Below are 23,755 nucleotides of genomic sequence, written 5' to 3'. Positions count from 1 at the left end.
ATGACAATTACTCATACCTATTCATCTACTGCTGAAGCATCACCCTGCCGTGTAGCGATTCAAACTGAATCGGAGCAAATCACGTACCGAGATTGGGATCGGCTTGTTTCCCAAACCGCAAATTGGCTGCGGTCACAGCCGAGCATGCCGAATCGTGTGGCATTCCTGCTCCCAAATAGTGTGGCGTTTTTACAGCTGTTTGCCGGAGCCGCAGCGGCTGGATGTACGGCCATTCCCCTAGACACACGCTGGAGTCCGGCTGAATGTATGGAGAGGCTGTCCATAAGCGATGCGGATCTAGTGGTTACTTCAGCCTTTTTTAAAAACAAACTGATACATAGCAAGACACCAGTTGTTTTGCTGGATAACTGTATGGAAAATATTTCTGAAGAATCCGATGCTCCCCTACCTATCATTGACCCGGAGCACCCCTTTTACATGGGATTTACGTCAGGATCGACTGGAAAACCAAAGGCCTTTACGCGGTCTCAGCGCTCATGGATAGAGAGCTTTTCCTGTACAGAAACAGATTTTTCGATTTCATCAAATGACACGGTATTGATTCCTGGGACGTTAATGTCCTCACACTTCTTATACGGGGCAGTCAGCACTTTGTTTCTCGGAGGAACCGTTTGTTTGCTGAAAAAGTTTTCTCCTGCCAAAGCGAAGGAATGGCTGAGCCGTGAATCCATCAGTGTTCTCTATACCGTACCGACGATGACAGACGCCCTCACAAGGATTGAGGGTTTTCCCAACAGTCCCGTCAAAATCATTTCATCCGGTGCAGACTGGCCGGCAGAATCCAAGAAGAAGCTTGCCGCTATATGGCCTCATCTCAAGCTATACGATTTTTACGGCACATCAGAGCTTAGTTTTGTGACGTTTTCTTCACCGGAAGACAGCAAACGGAAGCCGCATTCAGCGGGCCGCCCTTTTCATAATGTCCGAATCGAAATCCGCGGCGCTGAAGGAGAACGCTGCCAGCCAGGGGAAATCGGAAAAATATTTGTCAAAAGCCCGATGCGCTTTTCCGGCTATGTGAACGGCAGCACACCTGATGAATGGATGACAGTGGATGATATGGGCTACGTTGATGAGGAGGGCTTTCTATACATATCAGGAAGAGAAAACGGGATGATCGTGTACGGAGGGTTAAATATTTTCCCCGAAGAAGTTGAACGTGTGCTACTCTCCTGTCCAGAGGTTGAAAACGCGGCTGTCGTTGGAATGCCGGACGAGTATTGGGGGGAAATCGCTGTAGCTGTCATTCAGGGAAACACTGATGCCAGAAAGCTGAAAGCCTGGTGCAAACAGAAATTAACCTCCTATAAAATCCCGAAAAAATGGGTGTTTGCAGACAGCTTGCCCGAAACGAGCAGCGGAAAAATCGCCCGTTCCAGCGTGAAGAAATGGCTGGAAAAAAGTGTAGTATAAATGAATGCGGTTATTGTTGATGCAAAACGAACGATCTTTGGAAAACAAAACGGACTGCTGAAGCCCTTCCTGCCGGAGGATTTGGCGGCTCCCATCATCCGCTGTCTCAGCCGAAAGCTGGAGGATCAAATTGACGAGGTCATTCTCGGAAACGCTACCGGCAGAGGCGGCAACCTCGCCAGACTGTCAGCCCTTCAAGCCGGACTGCCTCTATCAGTTCCCGGGATGACAATTGACAGACAGTGCGGCTCAGGCCTTGAAGCTGTACGCTATGCCTGCAGCCTCATTCAAGCGGGAGCCGGCACGATGTATATCGCGGGCGGCTCAGAAAGCAGCAGCCAATCCCCTTTTTCAGAACGGGCCCGCTTTTCTCCAGATACGATTGGCGATCCCGACATGGGCATTGCAGCAGAATATACGGCGGCACGTTATTCCATCAGCAGAAGCATGCAGGATGAGTACGCGCTTCTCAGCCATCAACGCAGCAGGAACGCGCATGATGGAGGATTTTTCCGTGAAGAAATTGTTCCTCTCGGGGAATTGGAGACTGACGAAGCATTTTTGAAAACACGTCCGATAAAAGCGATTATTCCCCGCGCAAAACCGGTTTTCGACACCAGATCTGGAACAGTCACAGCAGCCAACAGCAGCGGCATAGCAGACGGATCAGCCGCTCTTTTAGTAATGGAAGAAGAAAAAGCGGCAGCCCTAGGACTTAAGCCTGTGCTCCGGTTTATCGGCAGCGCAGTCAGCGGGATTCACCCCAACTATCCGCCCGCGGCACCGGTTGATGCGATCCGTAAGCTCTTACATACACACGATGTAACACCTGATGATATCGATTTATTTGAAATCAATGAAGCCTTTGCCGTCAAAATTTGTGTCTGCTCGCAAGAACTCGGCATTCCCTTTTCAAAAATCAATGTGCGCGGCGGCGCATTAGCTCTTGGCCATCCATACGGTGCATCAGGTGCAGCTCTGGTAACCAGATTGTTTTATGAAGCGAAAAGACGGACAGACTGTCAATATGCTGTTGCAGCCATCGGAAGCGGCGGCGGAATCGGGCTGGCTTTATTATTTGAAGTTCTTGCATAGGCTTTTTCATAGGATGCACGCTTTCGATTTAGTATAATAGCGATATGAATAAAGTCAGGAAGGGGATTTTATGACAGCCGTTTGCTTAGTAAGACATGGAGAAACCGATTGGAACCTGCAGCAAAAATGCCAAGGCAAAACCGATATTCCGCTAAACGCAACAGGTGAACGCCAAGCAAGAGAAACCGGAGAATATGTAAAGGACTTTTCTTGGGATATTATCGTGACGAGCCCGCTGAAAAGAGCGAAAAGAACCGCGGAAATTATTAATGAATATCTGCAACTTCCGATTGTCGAGATGGAAGATTTTAAGGAACGCGATTACGGCGACGCGGAGGGCATGCCGCTGGAGGAACGGACAAAGCGCTATCCAGATAAAATCTATCCGAATATGGAAACCTTAGAAGAACTCACTGACAGGCTGATGGGCGGTTTGGCAAAAGTGAACCAGGCGTATCCAAACCAGAAGGTGCTGATCGTGGCGCACGGTGCGGCAATTCACGCACTGCTGACGGAAATATCCGGCGGTGACCCGGAGCTTCAAAGCACGCGCCTCGTCAACGCCTGCCTCAGCAACATTGAATTTGCAGAAGAAAAATGGCAGATAAAAGACTATAATATCAACAGCCACTTATCCGGCTTTATCAAATAAGAAAAAGACAGGCGTCAGCCTGTCTTTTCTTCTCATTTCATATCAGCCGGCATCTCTTTCTGAAGCTCGTCCAAAATGGCATTCGCCCCGTCTACACTGCGGCGCAGAGACCATACTGCACGGTCCACGTGGTACACATGCCCGTTTTTCACTGCCTTCAGCTTTTTCCAGAGAATATTCTTTTCGATCGGGCGTTTACCGTCGGCGTCGAGGTCATCTGTTTTTCCTGTCATCAGGATGATCACATCCGGATCTGTTTTCAGGAGTTGCTCAAGTGTCATTTTCATGTTCACGGAGTCGCCGCCATTGCTTGAATCGCTATTACCTGACGTACTGATTGCATATCGATAGCCGACCTGTGTTAAAAGTCTTGATGTAAAGAAGTTTTCATCCCTAGCCATAATCGTATCATTTGTATTTCCGATCAAAAGCACGGACTGGCTGTTCGCGCTGATTTTCTGCTTTGTCTCGCTAAGCTTTTCTTCATGCGCCGTCAGTTTTTTCTCCATTTCCTTCTCCTTGCCGACTGCTTTTGCAATCGTAAGGGAAGCGTCAATTGTATCCTGATAATCAGCATTTAAATTATTAAGCGCAATCGTCGGCGCGATTTGTTTCAGCTGTTCGTACACCTTTTTATGCCGGGTCGTGTCAGCAATAATTAAATCGGGTTTTAATGAAGCGATTTTTTCCATGCTTGGCTGTGAGCGAGTGCCGACAGATGTGTAGCCGTCAATTTTCTTCAGCACATCCTTGTTGATCAGCTGTTTCGCTTTATTGTCATCAGCAACCCCGACAGGCGTAATGCCGAGATCAAGCAGCGTGTCGATAAAACCAAGCTCAAGAACAACAACCCGCTTCGGATGCTCAGGCACATTCGTCTTTCCTAAATCATGTGTTATTGCTACTTTATGTCCTTTGCTGTTTTGATTGCCGCTTGAAGACGAGCAAGCAGCCGTTAAGACAGAAAGAAGTAAAACTGTAAGAATAATCAGTGTTTTTTTCATAGGTTCCAGTCTCTCCTGTTGGTAGTTTCTATGGTTAAGATGTCCAAGAGTAGTATAACACGGAATGAGAATCATTATCACCAATTATTTTTAAAATGAGAAGAGAAAGTCCCGCTTACAGGAAAATCTTGTTTCGCGACACAGCAGTTCAGCAGCTGATCATCCTGTCCACAAAAAAGCTTGCAGAAAAATAACATTCTCTGCAAGCTGATCCCGTTAAAGCTTCACAATCACTCTTCCTTGAATGCGATTTTGCAAAATATCTTTTAACGCACCAGGCGTTTCTGCCAATGATACTTCCCTGTCCACGATGGTCAGCAGCTGATCAGGCTTGAGATCAGAAGCCATGCGCTCCCAAACAGCGGCTCTGACGTCCATCGGACAGTAGACTGAATCGATTCCGAGCAGGCTTACTCCGCGAAGAATAAAAGGATACACCGTTGCAGGAACTTCTCCTCCGCCGGTTAAGCCGCTCACCGCGACAGCTCCGCCATATTGAATTTTGCTTAAAAGCGAAGCAAGCTGTTTTCCGCCGACTGGGTCAACCGCTCCCTGCCATTGCTGCTTGGACAGCGCCTTAAGCGTTCCGTCATAGACATCTTCTCTGCTGATTACTTCGCTTGCACCGAGCCGATTCAAATAATCAGCCGCATCCCGGTTTCCGGTGCTTGCCACCACATCATAGCCCCGCTTGTTCAGCATCGATACCGCAATTCCGCCGACACCGCCGGTTGCTCCTGTGACAAGCACACTGCCTTTTTCCGGAGACAGACCGTTCTGTTCAAGCCGGTGCACTGATAACGCCGCAGTAAAGCCCGCCGTTCCGTACACCATCGCTTCTTTTAACGAAAGATTCTGTGGCAAAGGCACCAGCCAGTCACCGGGCACCGAAGCGTATTCACTTAATCCGCCATCACGGGAGACACCGAGCTCATAGCTTGTCGCGATCACCTCATCCCCCTCTGCAAAACGCGGATCATTGGAGGAGACGACCGTACCCGCAGCATCAATGCCTAAAATAAGCGGATACTCTCTGACGATATTGCCTCCTGCTTTTCCGGCCAGACCATCTTTGTAATTAATACCGGAATAAGCAACTTTAATCAGGACACCATCCTTCGGCAAATCCTCTGTTGATATGGTTTTCACTTGGACTGAAACATCATTGGCACTTTTTTCTGCCTGCAATGCTTGAAATAACGTTGACATTCGGCACACTCCTTTTCATTTATATCGTAACCGAAGAACGTTCCAAAAACCAAATCATCAAGCCGCCATTTTCACTTCGCCGGCACATTGAGATGATAGTGGACAAATGCGGTATCCTCTTCATAGCCGTTTTGCTCATACAAGCTTCTTGCCTTCCGGTTGTGGTGCTCAGTCTGAAGCATTAAACTTTTTGCCCCGTTTTCCGCTGCATAATCCTTTGCGGCCGAAAGCAACTGGCCGCCGGTTCCCTTTGTACGCGCATGAGGAGCAACAAATAAGTCATTTAATATGTAGATTCTTTTCATTGACACAGAAGAAAACGCTGGATAGAGCTGGGAAAAGCCTATGGGCTCTCCATTTTCTTCTGCTATCAAAATAATAGACTCGTGATTTTTCAAACGCGCTTTCAAAAAAGCCTCCGCCCCTTGCAAATCCGATGCCTGTCTATAAAATTCCCGATATTGGTTAAACAGCGGCGCGATGGCTGCCGCATCTGATATCTTTGCTTGGCGAATGTTCATCTCAGTTCTTCCTCTCTCAATAATTTTTTCATTCTATCCCTAATCAAATTTTCTGTAAAGTTTATTTTTCAGAATACTTTTATCATCATGCATTGAAAAAATATCACGATAATATCCATTGTTCTCACGGAAGCATATGCAGGTCATTTGAACGAATTTTTTCGACAGGAATTTGCCGGGACTCAGGAGCATTTAACCTGAAAAAGCATGACATTTCAGCATAATGAACATTTACTCATGTCTATTTTCGTTCTTTTCTGTATGAAAATAGTTATTTCGAGTCTCTACGGAAATAGCGAGAGATGATATACCTAAATAGAGATAAAATCATCTCAAAAAAATGGGTCTACTAAAATATTATTCCATCTATTACAATAAATTCACAGAATAGTCTTTTTAGTAAGTCTACTCTGAATTTTTTTAAAAGGAGAGGGTAAAGAGTGAGAAGCAAAAAATTGTGGATCAGCTTGTTGTTTGCGTTAACGTTAATCTTTACGATGGCGTTCAGCAACATGTCTGCGCAGGCTGCCGGAAAAAGCAGTACAGAAAAGAAATACATTGTCGGATTTAAACAGACAATGAGTGCTATGAGTACCGCCAAGAAAAAGGATGTTATTTCTGAAAAAGGCGGAAAGGTTCAAAAGCAATTTAAGTATGTTAACGCAGCCGCAGCAACATTGGATGAAAAAGCTGTAAAAGAATTAAAAAAAGATCCGAGCGTTGCATATGTGGAAGAAGATCATATTGCACATGAATATGCGCAATCTGTTCCTTATGGCATTTCTCAAATTAAAGCGCCGGCTCTTCACTCTCAAGGCTACACAGGCTCTAACGTAAAAGTAGCTGTTATCGACAGCGGAATTGACTCTTCTCATCCTGACTTAAACGTCAGAGGCGGAGCAAGCTTCGTACCTTCTGAAACAAACCCATACCAGGACGGCAGTTCTCACGGTACGCATGTTGCCGGTACGATTGCCGCTCTTAATAACTCAATCGGTGTTCTGGGCGTAGCGCCAAGCGCATCATTATATGCAGTCAAAGTTCTTGATTCAACAGGAAGCGGCCAATACAGCTGGATTATTAACGGTATTGAGTGGGCCATTTCCAACAATATGGATGTTATCAACATGAGCCTTGGCGGACCTACTGGTTCTACAGCGCTGAAAACAGTAGTTGATAAAGCGGTTTCCAGCGGTATCGTCGTTGCTGCCGCAGCCGGAAACGAAGGTACATCCGGAAGCTCAAGCACAGTCGGCTACCCTGCAAAATATCCTTCTACTATTGCTGTAGGTGCTGTAAACAGCAGCAACCAAAGAGCTTCATTCTCCAGCGTAGGTTCTGAGCTTGATGTAATGGCTCCTGGCGTTTCCATCCAAAGCACACTTCCTGGAGGCACTTACGGCGCTTATAACGGAACGTCCATGGCGACTCCTCACGTTGCCGGAGCAGCAGCGCTAATTCTTTCTAAGCACCCGACTTGGACAAACGCGCAAGTCCGTGATCGTTTAGAAAGCACTGCAACATACCTTGGAAGCTCTTTCTACTATGGAAAAGGGTTAATCAATGTAGAAGCAGCTGCACAATAATATCAAAAAGAAGCAGGTTCCTCCATACCTGCTTCTTTTTATTTGCCATTATCCTATTCTGTGGCAGGATGTTCCGGCGTTTTCTCTTCTTGCTCAGCATGTTGAATCCGTTCCATGATCGAAGGATGGCTGCCTCTGAAAATCTTCACAAGCACCGGAGGATCAACCTGGCTAAGTCCCGTCACGGCCAAATCCTGAAACGTTTTAACAGCGGCTTCTCTGTTCTCTGTCAACTCGATCCCATACTGGTCAGCCTTATTCTCCTGATATCGCGAGACAGCATTAGAAAAAGGCGTAATCACAAAGCTCAAAACAGAAAACAAAAGCAATAACAGCGGAAGTGCCGCAAGATCATGCCGCCCTTCTAAATGAAACATGCTGCGGGTTAGGCGCACCGCCCGCTTGTATAGCTTATCAATGACATAAAATCCGGCGAGCGACACGAGCAAATAGCCAGCCAGACCGATGTACACGTGCTTCATGACATAATGGCCCATTTCGTGGCCCATTATAAACAGAATCTCTGAATCGTCAAGTTTGTTCAGCGTCGTATCCCACAATACTATCCGTTTATTGGCCCCAATTCCCGTAACATAGGCATTCAGCGCATTTGTTTTTTCCGACATGTTCACTTCATATACATGATCAGCCGGAATATTGGCTTCTTCTGCCAGCTCTAAAATTTTGCTTTCAAGCTCTTTATTTTTCAGCGGATAAAAATCATTGTATAAAGGATCGATAATGACCGGCTGAATAAAAAACAGAAACAGCGAAAACGGCACTGTTAACAGCCAGGCATATAACCACCATTTTTTTTCATGCCTTTTGATCAGCCAATAAAACACGAGAACACAAAGTGCAAAGATTGGAAAACTGATCCAAAAGCTGATAACCTGATCCTTAGCCCAGCTGGCCGTTGTCTGTGTGGAAATGTTGTAGTCAAGTGACACTTGATAGCCTATCCAATCTAAAGGCAGCGTCACCAATGTGGTAATCAGCGAAAGTACAAATACAAAACCAACGATCTGCAAAAACCGAAAAGGCACGGCCGCTTCCATCCATTTCTTGATTTTCTTTGAAACGCCGCTGACCAACAGAACAAAAAACAGAAACCAATCAAGAGGTACCCCGATAAAAAATAAAAAATTCTTGATATTTGAATACTGTTCGGCCACCGCCAAATCAGACGGCTTCATGAAAGAAGCCGGATCAGCCTGCGTCCCTTTCACGGCTTCCGGTATTGCGGAATCACCGGACAGGAAAAAATACCAATAAAAAAACAGCCCGTACAGCACGTAAGCAAGCCCTGCTGCCGCAATCCATTTGCGCATAACACCTCACTCCTCACATCAACCCGTTACTTCTATTGTAATCATAAATTCAAATTCTTAGAACCAAGCTGTGTTCCGCACTTTTCCATCCTTTTAAGCATGGAAAGCCCGATCGCTGGGAAAACTAACAATGTTTGGAGTGATGCAAATGAAAAAAATAGTGGCAGCCATCGTGGTAATCGGTCTTGTGTTTATTGCATTTTTCTATCTTTACAGCCGGTCAGGCGATGTGTATCAATCGGTAGACGCGGATTTGATCACACTGTCTTCAAGCGGCCAGAAAGATATTGAGATTGAAAAAAGGCAGCACGTCAAAGATATGCTGGACATTATGAATCAGGGAAAACAGGTGAAGACAGAAAAAACATCAGCCCCTGATTACGAAGGGACAATCAAGTTTCATAAAGACCGGTACGACTCATTCAGGCTATGGATTGACGGTAGCCAGCAAGCCGTATTTTTGAAGGATGGCACATACTACAAATTAAGCAAAAACGATACAAAGGCGCTGCTAAACATTATGAAAAAAGAAGCAAAGGATTGAAAATGAAAAAGCGAAGCTAGCTGCTTCGCTTTTTCATTTTATTGGGGCAAAATATCTCTTAGCGCCCGTCTGAGCATTTTCCCCGTCGCATTTTTCGGAATGTCGTCAAGAAACGTAATGGCGGCAGGCCGCTTGTATTTTGCCAGATGCTTTTCACAGTGCTGCATGATGTCCTCTTCTGTTATCCCAGAACGTTTCGGTACCACATACCCCTTTACCGCTTCCCCGCTTTGGGCGTCCGGCACGCCGATGACAACGGCCTCCTTGACGTCCGGGTGTCTGTACAGCACCTCCTCCACTTCCCGCGGATACACATTGTATCCTCCTACAATGATCATGTCTTTTTTCCGGTCAACAATGTAGAAATAGCCGTCCTCATCCCGTCTTGCCAAGTCCCCCGTATAAAGCCAACCATCTTTTAACGCATGCTCTGTTTCCATCGGCATTTTATAGTAGCCCTTCATCACATTCGGTCCTTTCACGATCAATTCGCCGACCTGGTGAGCGGGCAGCTCGCGTCCGAGCGGATCTACGACCTTGTTTTCGACATGTAAGATACTTGTCCCGATGGAGCCCGGCTTTCTGCCCCTGTCAAACGGGTTAAAGCATGTGACAGGTGATGCTTCCGAGAGCCCGTAGCCTTCCAAAATGGTAACGCCGAATTTTTCTTCAAACGCCGTCAGCAATGCGACTGGCATGGCCGCTCCCCCCGAAATGCAAAGCCGGATGGAAGAAAAATCATCTTTCTTCCCATACTCATGCTGAAACAAGTAATTATACATCGTAGGAACACCGGCAAAAATGGTCGCCTGCTGCTGCTTAACAAGTTTAAAAACAGATGCCGGACTGAATTGAGGCTCAATCAAGACAGTTGCGCCGCTCATCAGCGGTGCATTCATGCAGACAGTTAAACAAAACACGTGAAACATGGGAAGAGCACAGACCACATTGTCCTTCTCATCCATTCCCAAATAGCCTGCGACATCGTTGGCATTGCTGTACAAATTCTGATGAGTCAGCATCGCGCCTTTCGGTTTTCCAGTCGTTCCTGACGTATATAAAATAACGGCGGTATCATCAGGGACAAGTTCTTGGTTTTGTTTAGCGGCAGATGTCGGCCGCAATATTTTTGCAAACGTTGTCATTTTCATCCTGACCTCTGGGTCCGCGGTTTCCGGCTCGGACTCACCCGTCTGGCATAAAATGACGAGCTCAACCTTTGGCAGCGATTCATGCATGCTCTCATAAAGCGGCAAAAGCTGGCTAACGCCCACGATCGCCTTTACATCGCCATTTGTCAGCATATAACCAATTTCTGTCGGCGTGTACAACGGATTGATGGGAACGACCACGATCCCAGCTTTTAAAGCACCAAAAAACGCGATGATAAAATCAGGCGAATTGCCAAGAAGCAAAGCTAGATGGTCCCCTTTCTCCATACCGGCTTCCTGAAGGCCGTCCGCAAATCGCTGAATTTGTTCATTCAGCTCTTGATACGTCATCATGTGATCCTTAAACCTGCATGCGATGCTGTCGGGCTTCTCAGATGCTGTTTCTTCCAGTTTTGAAACAAGATTCATTCTCCCACCCCTTAAAGTGAATGAATAGTCATTCATTATTGAAGCCAAGCTTTCTCCTCCATTATAGAGAAACAGAAAAAAACACTCAAGAGCAAAAAGCCCCGAGTGTCAGTTCAGTCATAGTTTCTTCAATGCTTCGGCAATCGGCGTATCTCCTTCTGTCAGATCAAAGGCCCGATTTTCCGTATTGTTTTCATCTAAAGAGGCAATGACCGTTTTTGCAACGTCATCACGGGAAATAGATCCCCGCTCCAGATCCTTCGCTGCTGAAACTGTTCCCGTTCCAGGATCATTGCGAAGGCCTCCCGGACGGATAATCGTATAGGTTAAACCGCTTGCTTCCAGAATTTTATCAGCATAATGCTTGGCCACATAATAAGGTTTGAGTGCCTCATTCCAATTTTCACGGTTATGGGCTTGCAAGGCGCTGACCATAATAAACCGTTTGATTCCGGCAATGTCCGCCGCTTCAACGGCTTTTACCGCTCCATCAAGATCCACCAGCAGCGTTTTATCATAACCTGTGCTGCCGCCGGAACCCGCTGTGAAAATGATGGCGTCGCACCCTTTTGCCGCGGCGGCGATTTCTTCAGGCCCGCCCTCCAGATTCGCAAGCACAGCTTCTGCACCGGCAGCTTCGAGAGACGCTTTCTGTTCTTCTTTTCTGACCATCGCTCTAATGGAATGATCAGGATGATCCCGGAATAAAGAGACGAGTCTTTGCCCGATTTGTCCGTTCGCTCCGATTAGAAACACTTTCATGTGAATCCCTCCTGCCTCCATTATTTCAAAAACACAACCGCTCTTTCAAACGATGTGTTTTGCCTTAATAAATCAGATCAAGGAAATCCTCTTTCGTAATGTTCCCAAAGTAATGCTTAAGATTCACATCTTCGAGCACATCAGCGATGACACTGCGTTCGTATTGTTTTCCGACCAGCAGGTTTTCAATATCAGATACATCGCCGACACCGAAGAAATCTCCGAAGATTTTGCAGTCCTCAATTTTGCCTTTCTTGACTTCCAGGCGCAAATCGATCGACCCAACCAGATAACGTTTCGAATGATTAAGGTTAAATTTCGGTGAGCGGCCGTAGTTCCAATCCCAATTCTGGTAGCGCTCTTTCGAAATTTGATGAATGATCTCCCAATCTTTTTCCGTCAGCTTATACTCCGGCACGTTTCCAATGTCGTTTGTGTTAAAAATATGGCGAAGCAAATGGCTGCGGAATTCTTCGGTGGTCATTTTATCATCGAGAAACTCACTGATGTTTGCCACTCGGCTTCTGATCGATTTGATGCCTTTTGATTCAATTTTATCCTTCTTCACCTTTAATGCTGACACAACATGATCAATCGCTGAATCAAACATGAGGGTGCCATGGCTGAAAATACGGCCTTTCGTTGCAAACTGGGCGTTTCCGGATATTTTCCGGCCATCTACTACAATGTCGTTCCGGCCGCTTAATTCCGCTTCAACCCCGAGTTGATGTAACGCCTGAATCACCGGCTCAGTGAACTTTTTAAAGTTATGAAAGCTGTCCCCGTCATCCTTGGTGATAAAGCTGAAGTTCAAGTTCCCCAGATCATGGTACACAGCGCCCCCGCCTGATAAACGGCGGACGACGATAATCCCGTTTTCCTCTACATATTTTGTATTGATTTCTTCTATTGTATTTTGGTTTTTCCCAATGATAATAGACGGTTGATTCACATAAAAGAGCAAATACTGCTGTTCAGGGTCTAAATGCTTGACACAGTACTCCTCGATAGCAAGATTGATCCGCGGATCATTGATATTTTGATTGTCTATAAATAACATGGTGCTCCTCCTTTATCCTTCCCACACAAAACCTGATTTCGCAATATTCACTTCGCCGTTAAAAACGGTTTTCGCTTCTTTGCGAAGATTGTCATGCACGCCAAAATGCGGCAAATGTGTCAGCAGCAGCTCTCCAGCTCCGGCTTCTTTTGCAATGCGCCCGGCTTCCAGACTGTTCATATGGCCTGCGCTTGTACCGTCTTGATCGGCATAAAAATTGCATTCCGAGATCAATAAATCAGCATCTTTCGAAAACGGTATAAATGAATCCTGATAGCTGGAATCAGCAGTATAAACGACAGTGTGGCTGCCGTCAGTAATCCGCATGGCATAACACGTCACCGGGTGAATCGTTTTTAAAAATGTGATCGTAAACGGACCGGCAGTCAGCGGCTGATCCGGCTGATAGGCAATGCCTTTCGTATGTGTTTTATATGTAAGCTTTTGAAACTGTTCTATATCAGCATCATGTCCGTAAATCGGAAGCGTATGCTCTCCTTTGCCGAGAAACGAACCGACTTGCTTGGCAAATTGCAGCGGCCCGATATCAGCAATATGGTCATGGTGATAATGAGACAGAACGACCGCATCCAGCTTTTCCGCCGGCACATAGCCGAACAGCTTAGACAATACGGCACTGCCGCAATCGACAAGCAGGGAGTAATCACCTGACTGAAACAAATAGCCTGACGTCGCTTCATTTGCGGCCGGGAAACCGCCATAGCATCCGATAACTGTAACTTTCATAATGTCCTCCTATCTTTTCAAGAAAATTGTTCCTCCTTCAATATACCCATTTTTCTTGAAAAAAGCATGTTTTAAACATTGTATCAAAACAGTTATTGATTTTCATAATCTGTTATATTACAATGGAGTCACTACAAAGGGGAAAGAGGGATTGGTTATGCTGGGAAAAATCACAGAATTTTTTAGAAACCTGCCTTCGAAAAAGTGCGCGGAATGCGGAAAAAAGATAGAAGAGCAGCATGAGTGCTATGGTAATATCTGCAACAACTGTATAAAAGTAAATGATTTGTAATGAGCAAAAATCCCGCGCCCTATGCGTGGGATTTTCTTATTTATTCACACATCTCTTAATTTTGAAATAATAGTCAGGTTAGGTCAAAGTTCACCCGTTTTTAGATAATTCTGGTGATTATCGCAACATCATTGAATATTCTTTATTTTCGAAATATAATTTACTGTAGACGAATTCATTTCTTATCTATTATAATTTGATCTAATAGTGAGATTAAATATATGTCTATTCATGATATATGTTGATACTTTGTTTTTTGGGAGGTTATCTATGAAAAGAATTAAGTTTGGATTAGCCACACAAATATTCGTTGGACTTATTCTAGGTGTCATTGTTGGCGTCATTTGGTATGGCAACCCAGCATTGCCTACTTACCTGCAGCCAATCGGGGATCTCTTTTTACGCTTAATCAAAATGATAGTGATTCCTATTGTTGTCTCCAGCTTAATCATCGGTGTAGCCGGTGCAGGAAATGGAAAGCAAGTCGGTAAACTAGGCTTCAGAACGATTCTGTACTTCGAGATCATCACGACTTTTGCCATTATTCTCGGACTAGCCCTTGCAAACATCTTCCATCCGGGTACAGGAGTTAATATACACGAAGCTCAAAAATCGGACATCAGTCAATATGTTGAAACTGAAAAAGAACAAAGTAATAAATCAGTGGCGGAAACGTTCCTCCATATTGTGCCGACAAACTTCTTCCAGTCGTTGGTCGAAGGGGATCTTCTAGCCATCATCTGCTTTACAGTACTATTTGCATTGGGTATTTCCGCAATCGGTGAAAGAGGCAAGCCTGTATTAGCCTTTTTTGAAGGTGTATCCCATGCCATGTTCCACGTTGTAAACCTTGTGATGAAAGTGGCGCCATTCGGCGTTTTCGCGCTTATCGGAGTGACTGTGTCGAAATTCGGACTCGGTTCTCTTATCTCTCTCGGAAAGCTCGTCGGATTGGTTTATGTCGCGCTTGCTTTCTTCTTAATTGTTATTTTCGGTATTGTCGCAAAAATAGCTGGCATCAGCATTTTCAAGTTCCTTGCTTACATGAAGGACGAAATCTTACTGGCGTTCAGCACATCAAGCTCTGAAACTGTTCTTCCGCGCATCATGGAAAAAATGGAGAAAATCGGGTGCCCGAAAGGCATTGTTTCATTTGTGATTCCGATCGGATATACGTTTAACTTAGACGGTTCCGTTCTCTATCAATCCATTGCCGCTCTGTTTTTGGCACAGGTATACGGCATTGATTTGACAATTTGGCACCAAATTACGCTTGTGCTTGTCTTAATGGTGACATCTAAAGGGATGGCTGCCGTGCCTGGTACTTCTTTTGTTGTCTTGCTTGCGACGCTTGGCACCATCGGCGTTCCGGCTGAGGGACTTGCCTTTATTGCCGGCGTAGACCGCATCATGGATATGGCACGTACAGTTGTCAACCTGACTGGTAACGCGCTTGCTGCTGTTGTGATGTCTAAATGGGAAGGCATGTTTAACCCTGCGAAAGCAGAAACTGTTATGTCCCAATCGAAAACAGAGCAAAACGCAACCATTTCCGGTTAATGAAAAGCCTGCGGGGTTCATATCCCGCAGGCTTTTTTTAGTCTTGAACAAGCACAAACAGCTCTGTAATCAAAACAGTATCCTCATCCAGCTCCAGTTCACCGCTTTTGATCAGTTCCGTCCAAGCCATCCGATGATCCTTTTGAAATTCGTCAATTCGGTCTCCATTGCCCTCTCCTTTGACTAACCTCATATCAGGCGCCCCAAAGGTGGTTTCAAAGACGTCTGTTACTTTTATATTGCATCTTGGATTGTCGTGTTTATCATAAACGGTAACAAGCTGACCTGCTGTTTGATAAACGTCCCTCAATTCATCTTTTGAATATAATGATCTCGGCGCGCACGTAGCTGTTTTTTCTCCGGCAATGATCTGCTGAATCAGCTGTTCTCCCAGCCCGTCATCACCTTCCCAGCCGAATGTGCTTTTCAGCTTATAAATTTTCATTCGCCCTTCCCCTTATACCATTGGTGACTGTACATAGTAATACAGAAGCTTAGCGGTATGGCGAAGAGATGATTTATGAGTGCGTTCAAATGCATGGGAAGCGTCAATTCCCGGCCCGATGAGGCCATGCACAATATCATGCCCTGATTTGATCGCTGCTGACGCATCAGACCCGTAGTACGGATAGATATCAAGCTTATAGTCAATATGATGCTTCTCGGCTAATTGAACTAAATGCTTTCTCAGCTGGTAATGATACGGCCCGCTCGCATCCTTCACACAGATTGATACTGAATATTCATCTGTCGCCTGCCCGTCACCGATAGCCCCCATATCAACCGCCAAATATTCAACCGTTTCAGGAGGAATATTCGAATTCCCGCCGTATCCGATTTCTTCATTATTGGAAATGAGAAAATGGGTTGTATATGGCAGTTCAATGTCTTCTGTTTGAATTTGATGAATTAAGCGGAGCAATAAGGCAACGCTTGCTTTGTCATCCAAATGGCGCGATTTAATATATCCGCTTGATGTGATCTCGACACGGGGATCAAACGACACAAAATCTCCGACACCAATGCCAAGCTCCTCCGTATCTTTCCGGCAGTGAACAGGTTCATCTAGGCGAATCTCCATATTCTCCTGATTCCGCTCAGCCTTTCCCGCGTCTTTGTATACGTGCACAGACGTTTGATGCATTAAAATGGTGCCTGTGTACGTTTTTCCTGAGGCGGTTTCAATTTGGCAATACTCCCCCTCAATCGAGTTGTAGCGGAACCCGCCGATTAAATCGATTTTCAGCCGGCCGTCCGCTTTAATTTCCTTTACCATAGCGCCGAGAGTGTCAACGTGCGCAGTCAGCATGCGATGCTGGGATGTGTCGCGTCCTGGAAGCGTTGCAATTAAGCCGCCCTTGTGGTTCCGAACCGTTTCTACCTTCCATTCTTTTAAAAGGCTTTCAATATAATTGATCACCTCATATGTATTTCCTGTCGGGCTTGGGATCGATACCAGTTCTTTAATGAGCTCCATCGTTTTACGTACGGACGTCATAGGGCATTCCTCCTTTTATTTTCTACTTAAAATATACTCTTTTCCCGAGGGACCCGTCCAATCTTTTCCTATCAATCTCTCATATGCTATAGAGAGCATGGGAAGAGGAGGGATTTCTATGTGCTGTCGTCATTCACATGAACAGAAATGTCGTTGTCACGATTGGTTCGATGATTTTTGGTTCTTTGACGAGTGGTTCGATAAAGATTTCCACGACCATTGCAAGAAAAAGAAAGAATGCCATGACCCTTGCGAGAAGAAGAAGAAAAAGAAACACCATTGTTTCTCTTGTAAAAAACACAGACATTCTTGCTGTCATTGCTAAAGACTGAATCAGAAATATTCTGATGACCCATGCTTAATGAATATTTCCATTCACATTTTTCCAAGCGGGCTTTGCTGCTGCTTGGACCTTTTATTGAAACAGCCTTTTTGCTTTTACAATCCAATACACTGATAAAGCAGCTATAAAAGCAACGATGATTTCAACAGCAGCGGCATGCCCTATGATTCCTCTTTGATATAAAACCGCCGGAACATTAAACAGTGCATGTAAAAGAATAGAACACAGCAAAAACAGCGGCCGGCGGCTTTTAACCGCGTACAGGACTAGCAGCGACAGCCCGATTTGGACAGCAATGGCGCTGATTCTTTCTATTCCGCCCAGCAGCCATTCATACGAAGGGGTATGCAGCAGCTGCTCCTGTATCGGCAAAAGCGCCTGTTTGACGTCGCCATTGACCAAAAGCTGTTCAAACGTCCCGCTATTAATAGCAAATGCGTATACAATAAGTGAGATAGAGGACAAGCCTGTAATCAGGATGGCTTCAAGCCCGCCATGGCCTGCCCCGAAAGCCAGGCCATCCGCCCAAGTATGATGGCGCTTCATAAAAAAACGCATCATTATATACCTTCCGCACTCCTCAAAAATGCCGGCCATCAAGCAGCCGTAAATGCCATACCACAAAGGATGTTGCAACGCTTCTTTCGTCATTTCATTCACTTGCAGTACATACACATGAACGCCGCCTTCCAGCAGCTGAGCGAAGACAAAAAACGTGAGAGCGCCAATAAAAAACACTTTAAGCGAGGCGCCATACTTTCGCTTAAACCATACAATCAGCCCGATCGGCAACAGAAACGCAATAGCCCCGGATAACGCCAAAAAGACTACTGCTCCTTGACTGACCATTTTTCAGCCTCCTTTTCTATTTCATAGATTCCCTATTCTACACTTCTCTTTTTTTACAAAAAAACCTTCTTATTAGTACCAGATACTAATATCTAGTGTTATAATCTGACCATAAGGAGTGATTCATATGTCTAAAGCAAAAATTACAGCTATCGGCACATATGCGCCGAGCAGACGCTTAACCAATGCTGATTTAGAAAAGATCGTTGATACATCTGATGAATGGATCGTTCAGCGTACAGGCATGAGAGAACGCCGGATTGCAGATGAACAGCAGTTCACCTCTGATTTATGCATCGAAGCAGTGAAGGACCTCAAGAGCCGCTATAAAGGCACACTTGATGATGTCGATATGATCCTCGTTGCCACAACAACATCCGATTACGCTTTTCCGAGTACGGCATGCCGCGTGCAGGAATATTTCGGCTGGGAAAACACCGGCGCGCTGGATATTAATGCGACGTGCGCCGGACTGACATACGGTCTTCATTTGGCAAATGGATTGATCACATCCGGCCTTCATCAAAAAATTCTCGTCATCGCCGGGGAGACATTGTCAAAGGTAACCGATTATACTGATCGAACGACATGCGTTCTGTTCGGCGACGCCGCGGGTGCGCTGTTAGTGGAGCGAGAGGAAGAGACGCCAGGATTTCTTGCGTCTGTTCAAGGAACAAGCGGGAACGGCGGCGAGATTTTGTATCGTGCCGGACTGCGAAATGAAATAAACGGTGTGCAGCTTGCTGGTTCCGGAAAAATGGTCCAAAACGGCCGCGAAGTATATAAATGGGCCGTAAGAACGATCCCGGGCGAATTTGAACGGCTTTTACATAAAGCAGGACTCAGCTCTGATGGCCTCGATTGGTTTGTTCCTCACAGCGCCAACTTGCGCATGATCGAGTCAATTTGTGAAAAAACACCGTTCCCGATTGAAAAAACGCTCACTAGTGTTGAATACTATGGAAACACTTCTTCGGTTTCCATTGTTTTGGCGCTCGATCTCGCAGTGAAAGCCGGGAAGCTGAAAAAAGATCAAACTGTGATGCTTTTCGGATTTGGCGGCGGATTAACCTACACAGGATTGCTTATTAGATGGGGAATGTAACAAAAAAAGAACTTGTTTCCAAGGAAACAAGTTCTTTTTCTTTATGAAGCCGGCTGTTCTTCCGATGTTTTTTCCTTCCGGCTTAACACTGTAAAGTAGGTAATGCTTAGTGCAATCATGACGAGGGCGATGCCGATTAAGACGCCGGCCATCTGCCACATGTAGCCAAAGTCCCCGTTTGAAATGACCGCTCTGAATCCGTTAATGCTGTAGGTCATCGGCAATGCGCCGTGGATGACCTGATAGAAATTCGGGAGCAATTCAAGCGGGAAGGTTCCTCCGCTCGCTCCCAGCTGCAGCACTAAAATAATGACTGCGATAAAACGTCCCGGGTTGCCCATTGTGGTAGCCAAAAATTGAATCATCGCCAGGAAAGCGAGACTCGTAATAATCGTAAACACGTAAAATCTCCACGTGCTCTCTACCTCGAGCCCAATTCCCAATAGAAGAACCGTCGCCACAATCAGCGATTGAATGATTCCAACAAGCATCATGACGTTGAATTTACTGAAGAACCACTCAAAACCGTTTCTCGGACGTCCTGACGCCTCCTTCAGCGGGAAGACAACCGTCAGCATGATGCCGCCGACATATAAGCCCATTGACAGGATATAAGGTGTCAGCCCTGTTCCATAGTTAGGAACGGAATGAATGGCATCATCTTTGGTTTTAACCGGATCGGCAATCATGCCGTATGTTTGATCATCAGCATCGATATCTCCTGTTTGGTCAGCCGCATCCTTCAGCTTACTAGATAGCTCTCCTGTGCCGTCTAATAGCTTGCCTAAACCTGTATCAAGTGATGCAGATCCGTCTGCCAGTTTTGATGATCCGCTTTGGACCTGTTTAGACCCGTCTAACAGCTTAAACAATCCGCCGGATACTTGGCTGCTTCCTGTCACCAATTGCTCTGAGCCCGCTTTTGCCTTTGCGAACTGCTTATTATATTCACCGATGCCGGCTGTCAGTTTAGTTTGGCCATCTGTTACCTGCTGTGACGCATTGTATATTTTCTCAGATCCAGCAGTTAATTTGTCAATCGCGTCTTGAGTGGCTTTTGCGCCGTTATAAAGCTTAGAGGTAGCTTCCGGCAATGCCTTCACCTGGGCAACCTCCGCTTTCACATCTTCCAATGAGCTTTTTATCGTTGCGATGTCAGGCAGCTGATCAGCTGAAGGAAGCCCACTTAAAATTTCATCAAAATCAGGCGCATCAACTTGCGGAAGCTTTTTCTCAACAGAATTGATCAACTGGCTTTTTTGCTCTGCTGTTAAGAAATCACTCGAGTTGATGAGATTTTTGAATGCCTGATCACGGTTTTTCAAACTGTTTTCAAAGTCAGACAGCTGTTTTTTAAATTCCTTCATCGCAGTTTCTGACTTTTCCAGATTGTTCACAGCTGTTTCAAGCTGTGTTAAATCGAGCGCATTAATGAGTTTTTCCGCTTTTGCCGCTTTCTCCGACTCTTCTTGCGCTTTACTGTTGAGCTGATCCAGCCCGTTTGTAAGATTAGGCAAGCCCTGCTGCACCTTTTGAAGGCCGGCATTCAGTTCATTTAGTTTGCCTGTCAGCTTGCCAGATCCTGCTGCAAGCTTACTAGAATTATCATAAATCTGGTTGCTGCTGTCCTGGAATTTACCGAGCGAGCTGTCAAGTGATTGGATGCCGCTCGTTACCTGAGCCGCTCCATCTGCAAGCTGCGCCGTTTTGTCACTGATAGTGGCAGTGCTTTCCTTCAGCTTCTCCAGATTTTCTTTCAGCTGGGCGCTTCCGTTTTTCGCATCCTTTGTGCCGTCATCAATTTTTTTCGCGCCGCTGCTCGCGTCGCTCAACCCTTTTGCGATATCTTTAAAGTTATCAAAAATAACTTTCGTATATTGCTCGGTCACTTCTTTAGAAACAGAGGCTTTCAGTTTATCAATCGCTTTTTCGCCGATCGTTGCCCCTACATAGTTGGAACCGGCATTTGTATGGTATTTCAGATCCAATTTTTTCGGATTTTTGTCCAACACAGTGCTGGCATTCTTAGAAAAATTCTCAGGAATCTCGACAACTAAATAATATTTTTGATTTAATAAGTCCTTTAACGATTGGTCAAGATCATTGGAAAAATGCCAATCAAAGTTGTTATTATCCTTTAATTCTTTGACCAGATCATCACCGATTTGAAGTTTTTCTCCTTCATACGTTGCTCCCTTGTCTTGGTTGACGACCACGACAGGCAGCTGGTCAACTGTGCCGTACGGGTCCCAATAAGCCTTTAAGAATACGCCGCTGTAAATAAGCGGGACAAACAAAATGGCGATGATGGGAATCAATAATTTTTTACTTGTTACGATGTCTTTCCACTGACTTCGTATTGTGTTCATCCTGATGCCTCCATTCTAACTAAAACTGACTCATCATGAAAAATGGTCATCTTCTTGCAAAGAGAAAGGATTATCTAGTTCGCTGACAATCCTTTGACAACATACAATTCAAGCAGTCCCGCAATTGTCTCTTTATCAAGCGGGGGGTGTTGTTTTTCCCAGTCAAAAATGAGCGCGATATAAAGCTTCAGCATCACAAAAGCTGTCAGTTCAGGGTCGCACGGCTTGATTGCGCCGCTTTTAATCCCGTCTTCAATTTTACTTTTTATATAAGACAGTATGGATCGCTCCATTTTCTGGATCACTTCCTGAACTGCCATTGTACCAATCTCGGCATTCTCTTGGAAAATTTTAATCGTCAGCTGATGTGTTTTCCTGAACTCCAGAATGGCAAACAGCGCTCTGTGCACATTTTCATGGAACGGAAGGTTCGGCTCCATCGCTTCATCCGCTTTTTGCTTCATTTCCTTTAATAAAGTAGTGAAAATCTCGTCAAACAGCTCTTCTTTGTTTTTGAAAAAAGTATAAATGGTTCCCTTCCCCACGTTCGCAAGTTTTGCGACAAGATCCATTGTCGTCGCTTTATACCCGAACTGCGTGAAAGATTTTGTAGCTGCCTCCAAAATGAGCTTTTTTCGATCTATTGACATTGTATTCACCTCGAAACTGACCGTTTGAACATTTTAGTCATTAAGTACATATGCAAATGTATCATAACCTGCTGCTCAATTCAATCATTTTTTTACACAATATTGCCATCACACAGCACAAAAAAAACCTTCGCTTTATGGCGGAGGTTTTAGCTGAATAAAAAGGTAAGCGCGTCAGACACGGCAGCTTTTCCTTGATCAATGCAGTCGGGAATGCCGACACCTTCAAAAGAAGCGCCTGTCATATAAACACCCGGATATGCAGATGCCAGTGCTTCACGCAGCTCCTTGATGCGCTGCTTATGGCCGACATGATACTGCGGCATGCTTTCATGCCATCGGGTGACACATGTCATTTCCGGTTCGCCGTTTATGTTCATGACTTTCTTTAAGTCTTCTAACACAATGTTGATAATGTCATTATCTGATAGATCGACAATGGATTCATCTCCGGCTTTTCCGACATATGCCCGAAGCAGCGTTTTGCCTTCCGGCGCTGCGTGCGGCCATTTTTTATTCGTCCACGTACAGGCTGTGATCGCAAAATCACTGTTTCTTGAAATGACAAAGCCCGTTCCCTCATGCTCCATTTGAACGGCGCCTTTCGGGAAGCCTAAAGCGACGTTTGCCACGGAAGTGGAGTGCATATTTTTCAAATGGGAAATGGCAGGAAGCTCAGAAAGCATTCCCGCAGCCGCTTTATGCGGAGCAGTCACAATTACTGAATCAGCATCAAGTGTGACACCGTTATCCAGTTCAAGCGAGTAGCCAGAGCCGCCACGGCTGAGCTTGGTCACTTTTGTGCCTTTATACACCTTCGTCAGCTTTAATTGCTTTTCGATCTCTTCAACAAGGGTTTGCAATCCGGTTGACAGAGTCTGGAACTGCCCTTGTTTCTTTGCCGTCAGCTGCTGGCCTGAGCCTTGAGGCCTTGTTTTTTTCATGCCGAGAATCAGGCTTCTATGCTTTTGTTCCGTCTGGTAAAATTGCGGGAATGTCGACATCAGGCTGAGCTTATCAATATCGCCTGCATAGATCCCTGATAGAAGCGGCTCGATTAAGTTTTCGACCACTTCATCTCCGACACGTCTGCGGAAGAATTCTCCCAATGACTGATCACCCTTTGTTTTGCTTGCAGGCAGGATGAAATCCATAGCAGCTCTCGCCTTCCCGGACAAGGAAAACAGACCCGTAGAAACAAACGGCGCAATTTTTGTCGGTATTCCCATTACGGCGCCCTTCGGCATTGGATGCAGGGTGCGGTTTACAAGCACATAGGATTGTCCGGTCGCATTGTTGACAAGCAAATTCTCAAGCCCTAAATCTTTAACAAGCTGCGGAGCGCTTTTCTTCCGTTCCAGAAATGAATCTGGCCCTCTTTCGATGATATAGCCGTCTTTCTTGACAGTCTGGATTTTCCCGCCGACTCTCGGACTTGCCTCAACAAGTGTCAGTTCAAGCGGCAGATTCTTTTCTTTGATTTCTTTTTCCATATAGAAGGCGGCGGCTAAACCGGTAATGCCGCCGCCGATGATGACTACATGTTTTTTTCCGTCACTCATGT

General features: G+C 45.5%; 23 protein-coding genes. 9 read left to right on the top strand and 14 right to left on the bottom strand.

Annotated features, from left to right (window positions below; genetic code table 11):
* The 3 genes from BLL41_RS00845 (at position 1) to phoE (ending at position 3,181) form a co-directional block, all read left to right on the top strand.
* Positions 1 to 1,434 carry an acyl-CoA synthetase gene (locus tag BLL41_RS00845; protein ID WP_071576446.1) on the top strand — a complete coding sequence of 478 codons (1,434 nt, stop codon included), beginning with the start codon at positions 1 to 3 and terminating at the stop codon, positions 1,432 to 1,434.
* Positions 1,435 to 2,529 carry an acetyl-CoA C-acyltransferase gene (locus BLL41_RS00840; protein ID WP_071576445.1) on the top strand — a complete coding sequence of 365 codons (1,095 nt, stop codon included), beginning with the start codon at positions 1,435 to 1,437 and terminating at the stop codon, positions 2,527 to 2,529. It begins immediately after the preceding gene.
* A 70-nt stretch (positions 2,530 to 2,599) separates the two neighbouring features.
* Positions 2,600 to 3,181 (top strand): phosphatase PhoE, encoded by a 582-nt coding sequence (phoE, locus tag BLL41_RS00835; protein ID WP_071576444.1) that lies wholly within the window; start codon positions 2,600 to 2,602, stop codon positions 3,179 to 3,181.
* 32 nt (positions 3,182 to 3,213) lie between these two features.
* Here phoE and BLL41_RS00830 read toward each other — a convergent pair whose 3' ends face one another.
* The 3 genes from BLL41_RS00830 to BLL41_RS00820 form a co-directional block, all read right to left on the bottom strand.
* Positions 3,214 to 4,185 carry an ABC transporter substrate-binding protein gene (locus BLL41_RS00830; protein ID WP_071576443.1) on the bottom strand — a complete coding sequence of 324 codons (972 nt, stop codon included), beginning with the start codon at positions 4,183 to 4,185 and terminating at the stop codon, positions 3,214 to 3,216.
* Positions 4,186 to 4,401: 216 nt separating this feature from the next.
* Positions 4,402 to 5,394, bottom strand: coding sequence for an NADPH:quinone oxidoreductase family protein (locus BLL41_RS00825; protein ID WP_071576442.1), 993 nt, complete (start codon positions 5,392 to 5,394; stop codon positions 4,402 to 4,404).
* Between the two features lie 71 nt (positions 5,395 to 5,465).
* Positions 5,466 to 5,915, bottom strand: a complete 450-nt coding sequence (locus BLL41_RS00820) for a GNAT family N-acetyltransferase (protein WP_071576441.1) — start codon at positions 5,913 to 5,915, stop codon at positions 5,466 to 5,468.
* 440 nt (positions 5,916 to 6,355) lie between these two features.
* On the opposite strand from BLL41_RS00820, the gene aprE reads away from it, so the two are divergent.
* Positions 6,356 to 7,501: a subtilisin AprE gene (gene aprE, locus BLL41_RS00815; protein WP_071576440.1), complete on the top strand. Its 1,146-nt coding sequence runs from the start codon at positions 6,356 to 6,358 to the stop codon at positions 7,499 to 7,501.
* Positions 7,502 to 7,554: 53 nt separating this feature from the next.
* On the opposite strand, the gene BLL41_RS00810 is transcribed toward aprE, so the two are convergent.
* Positions 7,555 to 8,832 carry a M48 family metallopeptidase gene (locus BLL41_RS00810; protein ID WP_071576439.1) on the bottom strand — a complete coding sequence of 426 codons (1,278 nt, stop codon included), beginning with the start codon at positions 8,830 to 8,832 and terminating at the stop codon, positions 7,555 to 7,557.
* 148 nt (positions 8,833 to 8,980) lie between these two features.
* Between BLL41_RS00810 and BLL41_RS00805 the strand changes: the two genes are divergently transcribed.
* Complete coding sequence (locus tag BLL41_RS00805; protein WP_071576438.1) at positions 8,981 to 9,376, top strand: YhfM domain-containing protein; 396 nt, start codon at positions 8,981 to 8,983, stop codon at positions 9,374 to 9,376.
* Between the two features lie 38 nt (positions 9,377 to 9,414).
* Here the strand turns inward: BLL41_RS00805 and lcfB are convergent, their stop codons facing one another.
* The 4 genes from lcfB to BLL41_RS00785 all read right to left on the bottom strand — a co-directional run bounded on the left by lcfB (position 9,415) and on the right by BLL41_RS00785 (position 13,525).
* A complete protein-coding gene (gene lcfB, locus BLL41_RS00800; RefSeq protein WP_071576437.1) occupies positions 9,415 to 10,956 on the bottom strand; it encodes a long-chain-fatty-acid--CoA ligase LcfB in 1,542 nt (513 codons plus the stop codon).
* A gap of 117 nt (positions 10,957 to 11,073) precedes the next feature.
* Entirely contained in the window at positions 11,074 to 11,718 is a 645-nt protein-coding gene (locus BLL41_RS00795; RefSeq protein WP_071576436.1) for an SDR family oxidoreductase, read from the bottom strand.
* A 64-nt stretch (positions 11,719 to 11,782) separates the two neighbouring features.
* Complete coding sequence (lplA, locus tag BLL41_RS00790) at positions 11,783 to 12,778, bottom strand: lipoate--protein ligase (protein WP_071576435.1); 996 nt, start codon at positions 12,776 to 12,778, stop codon at positions 11,783 to 11,785.
* Between the two features lie 12 nt (positions 12,779 to 12,790).
* Positions 12,791 to 13,525 carry an MBL fold metallo-hydrolase gene (locus BLL41_RS00785; RefSeq protein WP_003233185.1) on the bottom strand — a complete coding sequence of 245 codons (735 nt, stop codon included), beginning with the start codon at positions 13,523 to 13,525 and terminating at the stop codon, positions 12,791 to 12,793.
* A gap of 157 nt (positions 13,526 to 13,682) precedes the next feature.
* Here BLL41_RS00785 and yhfH point away from each other — a divergent pair, with 157 nt between their 5' ends.
* Positions 13,683 to 13,817, top strand: a complete 135-nt coding sequence (gene yhfH, locus BLL41_RS00780; protein WP_071576434.1) for a protein YhfH — start codon at positions 13,683 to 13,685, stop codon at positions 13,815 to 13,817.
* Between the two features lie 270 nt (positions 13,818 to 14,087).
* Entirely contained in the window at positions 14,088 to 15,377 is a 1,290-nt protein-coding gene (gene gltT / locus BLL41_RS00775) for a glutamate/proton symporter GltT (RefSeq protein ID WP_003245579.1), read from the top strand.
* A 37-nt stretch (positions 15,378 to 15,414) separates the two neighbouring features.
* On the opposite strand, the gene BLL41_RS00770 is transcribed toward gltT, so the two are convergent.
* Positions 15,415 to 15,822: an ASCH domain-containing protein gene (locus BLL41_RS00770; protein WP_071576433.1), complete on the bottom strand. Its 408-nt coding sequence runs from the start codon at positions 15,820 to 15,822 to the stop codon at positions 15,415 to 15,417.
* A gap of 12 nt (positions 15,823 to 15,834) precedes the next feature.
* Positions 15,835 to 16,875: a M42 family metallopeptidase gene (locus tag BLL41_RS00765; protein ID WP_071576432.1), complete on the bottom strand. Its 1,041-nt coding sequence runs from the start codon at positions 16,873 to 16,875 to the stop codon at positions 15,835 to 15,837.
* 137 nt (positions 16,876 to 17,012) lie between these two features.
* Here BLL41_RS00765 and BLL41_RS00760 point away from each other — a divergent pair, with 137 nt between their 5' ends.
* The gene (locus tag BLL41_RS00760) at positions 17,013 to 17,207 is read left to right on the top strand and encodes a hypothetical protein (RefSeq protein ID WP_041517777.1); all 195 of its coding nucleotides are present in this window, start codon (positions 17,013 to 17,015) and stop codon (positions 17,205 to 17,207) included.
* Between the two features lie 83 nt (positions 17,208 to 17,290).
* On the opposite strand, the gene BLL41_RS00755 is transcribed toward BLL41_RS00760, so the two are convergent.
* Positions 17,291 to 18,067 (bottom strand): YhfC family intramembrane metalloprotease, encoded by a 777-nt coding sequence (locus BLL41_RS00755; RefSeq protein ID WP_071576431.1) that lies wholly within the window; start codon positions 18,065 to 18,067, stop codon positions 17,291 to 17,293.
* 127 nt (positions 18,068 to 18,194) lie between these two features.
* Here BLL41_RS00755 and fabHB point away from each other — a divergent pair, with 127 nt between their 5' ends.
* A complete protein-coding gene (gene fabHB / locus BLL41_RS00750; protein ID WP_071576430.1) occupies positions 18,195 to 19,172 on the top strand; it encodes a beta-ketoacyl-ACP synthase III FabHB in 978 nt (325 codons plus the stop codon).
* A 41-nt stretch (positions 19,173 to 19,213) separates the two neighbouring features.
* On the opposite strand, the gene BLL41_RS00745 is transcribed toward fabHB, so the two are convergent.
* The 3 genes from BLL41_RS00745 to hemY form a co-directional block, all read right to left on the bottom strand.
* On the bottom strand, positions 19,214 to 21,541 hold the full coding sequence (locus BLL41_RS00745) for a YhgE/Pip domain-containing protein (protein ID WP_071576429.1): 2,328 nt from the start codon (positions 21,539 to 21,541) through the stop codon (positions 19,214 to 19,216).
* A 74-nt stretch (positions 21,542 to 21,615) separates the two neighbouring features.
* Positions 21,616 to 22,191: a TetR/AcrR family transcriptional regulator gene (locus BLL41_RS00740; RefSeq protein WP_014476332.1), complete on the bottom strand. Its 576-nt coding sequence runs from the start codon at positions 22,189 to 22,191 to the stop codon at positions 21,616 to 21,618.
* 149 nt (positions 22,192 to 22,340) lie between these two features.
* Positions 22,341 to 23,753 (bottom strand): protoporphyrinogen oxidase, encoded by a 1,413-nt coding sequence (gene hemY / locus BLL41_RS00735; RefSeq protein WP_071576428.1) that lies wholly within the window; start codon positions 23,751 to 23,753, stop codon positions 22,341 to 22,343.
* Between the last annotated feature and the right edge of the window lie 2 nt (positions 23,754 to 23,755).

Source organism: Bacillus sp. FMQ74, assembly GCF_001875785.1.
In the GTDB taxonomy this organism is placed as follows: domain Bacteria; phylum Bacillota; class Bacilli; order Bacillales; family Bacillaceae; genus Bacillus; species Bacillus stercoris.
This window is presented reverse-complemented; position numbering and strand designations above follow the sequence as displayed.